Consider the following 6,850-nt stretch of genomic DNA (forward strand, 5'->3'; position numbering starts at 1 on the left):
TCGGGGCGGATTTAAATGAGCTCGCGCCGATGCTGGACCCAAGCGGAGCCTCGACCGCGACAGCCTGCAAGGTACTGCGGGAGCTGCTGCTCTGCCTCTCAGAAAACCACGAATAAGAAGTACAATCAATGGCGCCGATTGTACAGAAATTTGACGGGCTCGGTTGCTGACGCCCAAAAGATGCAAAACGTCTACAGTTAAACCCGCCCGGAGGCGGCCGAATTACCCGAAAGGAACTTGCGGAGGTTTGCCCGCTTATTTTTGAAAGGAGAAATCAGATGAACAAGGTATTGGTGATTGGATGCGGGGGTGTTGCATCTGTGGCAATTAAAAAGTGCTGTCAGGTCAACGAGGTCTTTACGGACCTTTGCATTGCCAGCAGAACCAAAGCGAACTGCGACCGGCTGGCGGCCGAATTGAAAGGAAAAACCGCCACTCAGATTACGACGGCACAGGTGGATGCGGACGATGTGCAGCAGGTGATCGACCTAATCAACCTCTACAAGCCCGATCTGGTAATGAACATTGCCCTTCCTTATCAAGATCTTACCATCATGGACGCATGCCTTTCCTGCGGCGTCAACTATATGGATACGGCCAACTATGAGCCGGAGGACACGGACGATCCTCTGTGGCGGGTTGTTTTTGAAAAGCGCTGCAAGGAAAAGGGCTTTTCCGCCTATTTTGATTACAGCTGGCAGTGGGCGTACCGGGAAAAATTTGAAAAGGCCGGATTGGTAGCGCTTCTCGGCTGCGGATTTGACCCCGGTGTGACGCAGGCGTATTGCGCCCACGCGAAAAAACACGAATTTGACACCATCGACACAATAGACATTCTCGACTGCAATGGTGGCGATCACGGCTACGCGTTTGCCACCAATTTCAATCCCGAGGTCAATTTGCGGGAGGTTTCCGCACCCGGAAGCTATTGGAAAGACGGGCATTGGGTGGAAATTTCAGCGATGAGCATCAAGCAGGAGTACGAGTTTGACGCGGTTGGTCAGAAGGACATCTATTTGCTGCATCACGAGGAGATCGAGTCTCTGGCGAAAAATATCCCGGAGGTAAAGCGCATCCGCTTTTTCATGACCTTTGGTCAGAGCTATCTGACCCATATGAAGTGTCTTGAGAATGTGGGGATGCTCTCCACCACGCCCGTCGAATTTAACGGGCAGCAAATCGTGCCGATCAAGTTCCTCAAAGCGCTGCTGCCGGACCCCGCCAGTCTGGGCCCTCGCACCCACGGAAAAACCAATATCGGCTGCATTTTTACAGGGAAAAAGGATGGCAAGGAGAAGTCCTATTATATCTACAATGTCTGCGATCATCAGGAGTGCTACAAAGAGGTGGGCAGTCAGGCAATCAGCTACACCACCGGAGTACCCGCCATGTGCGGCGCGCTGATGCTGCTGACCGGAAAGTGGAATCAGGCGGGCGTGCACACGGTGGAGGAGTTTGACCCGGATCCCTTCCTCACCGCGTTGGATCAATACGGATTGCCCCGCAGTGAAAGCCACAGCCCAGTGCCGGTGGACTGATGGGAATTACCACGGCGCAGGTCTTTTCGGGACTGACGGGGCAGGACCTGGGCATTTTGTTCTCCGCCTTGCCGACGCCCTGTTATGTCATTGACGAAGAACAGCTGGAGCGCAACGGTGCCCGTCTTTCGGCTCTGGCAAAACACACCGGCTGCAAGGTACTCTTGGCGCAAAAGGCCTTTTCCAACTTCGATTTTTACCCTCTTCTGGAAGGCTGTCTTGCGGGGACAGCGGCCAGCGGGCTGTACGAAGCGAGGCTGGGAAAGGAGGAGATGGGCGACAGGGAGGTCCATGTGTTTTGCGCTGCCTATCGGGAGGATAACTTTGAGGAGTTGCTGGACTATGCCGACCATATTGTATTCAATTCTCCCAATCAGCTGAGACGGTTTGGAGGAAAGGCAAAGCGGCGGGGAAAGAGCGTTGGCCTGCGAATCAATCCCGAGTGCTCCACGCAGGAAGGCCACAGCATTTACGATCCCTGTGGTCCGGGAAGCCGGCTGGGGACGACGCGCGGACTCTGGGGCAGGGAGATGACCGAGGAACTGATCTGCCTTTTGGACGGACTTCACTTTCACACGCTTTGCGAACAAAACGCGGACGATCTTGCGCGCACGCTGCAAGCCGTGGAGGAGCGTTTCAGAGAATTCCTGCCCCGCATAAAGTGGCTGAATATGGGGGGAGGACATCATATCACCCAATCGGGATATGATTTGGAAGATCTGGAAAAAACGATCGCCTACGCACAAAGCACTTGGGGCGTTGAGGTCTATCTGGAGCCGGGAGAGGCCGTTGCCTTGAACGCAGGCTATCTGGTCAGCCGTGTGCTGGACGTTATCGAAAACGGATCCGTTCAAATCGCAGTTCTGGATACCAGCGCCGCATGCCATATGCCGGATGTGCTGGAGATGCCCTATCAGCCGCCGGTTTATTGCGCGAGCACCGATCCCTCCGGCGGTTATCCGTACCGCTTGGCTGGGCCTACCTGCCTTGCGGGAGATGTGATTGGAGAGTATCATTTTCCGCAACGGCTCAAAGAGGGTGACATGGTGCTATTCGGCGATATGGCCATATACACAACATGCAAAAATAACACGTTCAACGGGATGCCTCTGCCGGATATTTGGAAGCTGGACAAGGAAAAACAGCTTGTCAGGCTGACCAAATTTGGTTATGAGGATTTCAAGCGGCGCTTGGGAAAGGATATATAAGAGGGAAGACCACTTGGGACGATAGCAAATATGCCAAATTGTCGACGGAAAAAAGCGGCGTATACCGACACCGCCTCTGGCAATCTTCAGGAAAATGTCACGCTGCACTGCCCCCGAAAACAGCTCCCACGGTAAACGCATCTCTGCGTTTACCGTGGGAGCGTTCTTTTATTTATTGGCAAATTTCAGGTGGAATCCTGCGTCAAACAGGTACCTCTGCGCCGGTATCGAGCGCATAATCGAGATGAATTTGATTTTCCCGACAGAACTCGGTCCACTGGTTTGGCAGATACTCATCCGTGATGATAACGTCCACGGATTTCAGGTTGCCAAACAGAAGGTTGGCGCTGGCGTCGAACTTGGTGTGGTCCAGCAGAAGAATTTTCTGCTGCGAATGGACCAACATATTTGCGCGAACCTTTGATTCGTCGAAGTGATTGTCCGACATACCCTGCTCCAGCGTGACCTTCGGGCAACTGATAAAGGAGCGATCTGCATAATAGCCGGAGAGCGTATCAGTGGTATGATACCCAACAAAGGAAGAAGTTCTGCTGCGGAAAGAGCCTCCCAAACAGATCAAATTGATGTTGGAAATTTGATCGTTGCATAGATCGCAGACCAAAAGAGAGTTTGTAATAATCGTAATGTTGAGTTTTTTGCTCAGCAGCAACTCCGCCAGCGTAAGACAGGTTGTGCTGGAGTCCAGCATAATCACGTCGTTTTCCCGCACATAGCGCAATGCCTGACGGGCCAGTCGGGATTTCAAATCCGGGTAATACACCTTGCGAAGCTTAGTCGGATAGCTCTTGTCGTATTTATCCATCAGATAGGCGCCGCCGTGTGTCCTGGTCAGTTTACCGATGGACTCCAGCTCTTTTAAATCGCGGCGGATGGTCTCTTCGCTGCATTGCAGCTGCTTGCTCAGATTTGGGATCAACACGCTCCCGTTTTTAGTCAGTTCCCGCTCAATGGCGGTCTGTCGATCAATTTTCAGCACAGACATTCCTCCAGTTCACACAAGTATAGTAGATATTTGTGGAAATTTCAAGATGATCGTGCCTATTATCAACAAAATCAAACATTAATATATTTATATTGCAAAATTTTACCTATAATTATTCATGCAAATTGAAATAAAATGTGCAAATTGCAAAATTATATGTTGATTTATGTTAATTTATGTTCTATTATTTTGATGTGGAGGAGCGAAGCGAAAGGAGGGGGATGGTCGCTCGCTTCAGTTGCCAAAAAATCGCAGCAAATGAGAAGCGCCACTGCACATATCTAATCGGCCCGCCTTACAGACATCGGATTATTGAAAATGCAAAACGAAAGGGGAAAATCATGGACAATGGAAATAAGAAGGGAAACTTTATCGGTCTTTTGCCTCTGATTATTTTTATCGCGCTGTACATCATTTCCACCGCGATTACCGGCGACGCCGGAACGATGCCTCTGAACGTTGGTATTCTCATTGCAATTATTTTCGCATTTATTTTCTGCAGCAAAAAGTGCAAGGCCGACGGCATGAAATTCGACGACATGGTTACAAGCTTCTGCAAAGGTGGCGGCGACGACACGCTAATCCTGATGTTTTTTATTTTCTTGGAGGCTGGTATTTTTTACTGCGTGGCCGGGGGTATGGGCGCGGTTGATTCCGTTTCCAATCTGGGATTGAAGCTGCTGCCGGCAAACATGGTTCTTCCCGGCCTGTTCCTGATTGGCTGTGTACTGAGCTTTTCCATGGGAACCTCCATGGGCACAGTCACCGCCCTGATGCCCATTGGCATCGACATCGCCGCCAAGACCGGGATGAGTCTGCCGCTGGTTTGCGGAATCGTAGTTTCCGGGGCCATGTTCGGCGACAACCTTTCTTTCATCTCCGATACGACGATCGCCGCCACTCGGACGCAAGAAGTGCAAATGAAGGATAAGTTTAATGCCAACTTCCTGATGGTCCTGCCCGCTGTGATTATTACCTTTGCCCTGTGTATCTTCCAATCCAGCGCCGCGTCTCTGGATAAAAGCACACTCACGTGGAATCTGGTGCAATTGCTTCCCTATGCGCTGGTCATCGTGCTGTCACTCGTGGGTGTGCATGTCATTTTAGCTATGGGCGCCGCTATTTTGGCGGGTCTTGTAATCGGGGTTGCGCAGGGCAGTTTCACAATGGCCACAGCGCTCTCTACCGTCGGCGATGGAATCAAATGCATGGAGGACACCGCCGCAATTGCCGTTATGGTCGGCGGTCTGGTGGCGCTGATGAGCTATCTGGGTGGTATCGACTGGCTTCTGTACAAGCTGACCAAGCGGGTTAAGAGCAGCCGCGGAGCAGAGCTATCCATCGCGGCGCTGGTCACATTGCTGGATTTGGCGACTACCAACAACACCATCTCCATCATCACCGCCGGCTCCATTGCCAAGGATATTTCCGATGAGTTCGGCGTTTCCCGCGTACGTACCGCCAGCATTCTCGACCTGTTCTCCTCAGCCGGAAACGGAGTGTGCCCTTGGGCGGGGCAGATTCTGGCCGCCGCAGGTCTGGCCGGGGTTTCCACGCTGTCCATCGTGCCGTTTTGCTGGTACAGCATTTTGATGTTTGTTTTTGGCATTTTCTTTATTTTAATCGGCTGGCCTAAGGGCCTTCCTTCCAGCAGTGGGAAAAAAGATGCAAAAAAAGCTGCAAAGTGATATAAAATAAATAGACAAAGCGCTCTAAGAGCAGATCATAATTTCTGATCCAGCGCGGAGAGGATAGGGGGATTTGGGATCGAATGGACCCCCTATCCTTTCCGCCTCAACAGAAGAGGAAGGATGTATCCAATGTCTGAGTTTGGTCAGTTTTTCTTAATGAAGGTCAATGATGTCAGGCGCTATACCGTTGACGTCCTGCATTATTTTCAGCCGGGCGACGACATCCGGTGCGTTGAGATCGGTGATGGAAATATCAACTATGTGTTTCGGGTCTGGACAGAAAAGGACGGGAGATCAATCATCGTCAAGCAGGCGGACAAGCTGCTTCGATCTTCGGGACGTCCGCTGGACATCTACCGTAACAAGATCGAAGCTCAGATTTTGATACTGGAGGGCAAGCTGGCGCCGGACTACATTCCGAAGGTCCTTCGCTATGACGAAACCATGGCGGCGCTGTCTATGGAGGATATCTCCGCCTACGGCAACCTCCGCAAGGAGCTGATGGCAAATCACGTCTATTCGCATCTGGGCGAAAATCTCTCCACCTTTTTAGCCGATGTGCTGCTGCCCACCACCGACCTCGTTATGGACCGGCAAGAGAAGAAAAAGCAGGTCAAGTTCTTTATCAATCCGGAACTGTGCGATATCACAGAGGATTTGGTTTTGACGGAACCTTACTACGAACCTTATTACAATCCCCGCAACAAAAACATCATCACTCCCGGCAACGAGGCGTTTGTCCATGAGTTTCTCGCAGAGGATGAGGACTTGAAGACCGAGGTTGCCCTACTCCGCAACAATTTCATGAACAATGCGCAGGCTTTGATCCACGGCGATCTGCACACCGGCTCCATTTTTGCAAACGCGCAGGGCGTGAAAGTCATTGATCCGGAGTTTGCGTTTTATGGCCCGATGGGCTATGATATCGGGAACATTATTGGAAATCTCTTCTTTTCATGGGCAAACAAGGTGTTTACCTTGCCTGCGGAAAAGGAGGCGCTGGCAGCGTTGGAATCCACCATTGCCGAGTTGTATGACAAGACCCGCGAAAAGCTGGAGACTAAGTACGACGAGCTGGTGAGCTTCCCGTTCTACCGCATCGCGGGTTTTAAAAAGCAGTATCTGGACAGTGTCATGGCGGATGCCGTCGGCTATGCCGGAACAGAGATCGTCCGCCGGGTTGTGGGAGATTCCAAGGTGATGGAGGTAACAAGCGTCACCGATCCTGTTGTTCGGATTCCCATGGAACGGGCTCTCATCAAGCAGGGCGTGGCTCTGATTAAAAACCGGGTGATTTTCCACACCGGCGCGGATCTCACGGAGCAGTTCCGCCTGATTTTGGAGTAAGGAGGCGCTTACCATCCATCGCTGTCATGACAACATGCCGTTTTTGCTTCACTACGACCATGT

At 51.5% G+C, this 6,850-nt stretch carries 5 protein-coding genes and 1 pseudogene; 5 read left to right on the forward strand and 1 reads right to left on the reverse strand.

The genetic code is table 11. The features are described 5' to 3' along the window. From RTK01_RS15255 to nspC, 3 genes and pseudogenes are all read left to right on the forward strand, one after another. Nucleotides 1-116: pseudogene (locus RTK01_RS15255) on the forward strand (agmatinase); the annotation flags it as partial. 162 nt (nucleotides 117-278) lie between these two features. After that, the gene (locus tag RTK01_RS15260; RefSeq protein ID WP_312281794.1) at nucleotides 279-1,538 is read left to right on the forward strand and encodes a saccharopine dehydrogenase family protein; all 1,260 of its coding nucleotides are present in this window, start codon (nucleotides 279-281) and stop codon (nucleotides 1,536-1,538) included. After that, nucleotides 1,538-2,746: a carboxynorspermidine decarboxylase gene (gene nspC / locus RTK01_RS15265; protein WP_312281795.1), complete on the forward strand. Its 1,209-nt coding sequence runs from the start codon at nucleotides 1,538-1,540 to the stop codon at nucleotides 2,744-2,746. Before RTK01_RS15260 ends, nspC begins: the two co-directional genes overlap by 1 nt. A 202-nt stretch (nucleotides 2,747-2,948) precedes the next feature. Here the strand turns inward: nspC and RTK01_RS15270 are convergent, their stop codons facing one another. After that, on the reverse strand, nucleotides 2,949-3,743 hold the full coding sequence (locus RTK01_RS15270; protein ID WP_312281796.1) for a DeoR/GlpR family DNA-binding transcription regulator: 795 nt from the start codon (nucleotides 3,741-3,743) through the stop codon (nucleotides 2,949-2,951). Nucleotides 3,744-4,090: 347 nt separating this feature from the next. Here RTK01_RS15270 and RTK01_RS15275 point away from each other — a divergent pair, with 347 nt between their 5' ends. Together RTK01_RS15275 and mtnK are read left to right on the forward strand one after the other, a co-directional pair. Next, entirely contained in the window at nucleotides 4,091-5,437 is a 1,347-nt protein-coding gene (locus RTK01_RS15275; RefSeq protein WP_312281797.1) for a Na+/H+ antiporter NhaC family protein, read from the forward strand. 132 nt (nucleotides 5,438-5,569) lie between these two features. After that, entirely contained in the window at nucleotides 5,570-6,787 is a 1,218-nt protein-coding gene (gene mtnK, locus RTK01_RS15280; RefSeq protein ID WP_312281798.1) for an S-methyl-5-thioribose kinase, read from the forward strand. Nucleotides 6,788-6,850 lie beyond the last annotated feature (63 nt).

The sequence above is a fragment of the Oscillibacter sp. genome, from assembly GCF_031978065.1.
Taxonomy (GTDB): Bacteria; Bacillota; Clostridia; order Oscillospirales; family Oscillospiraceae; genus Oscillibacter.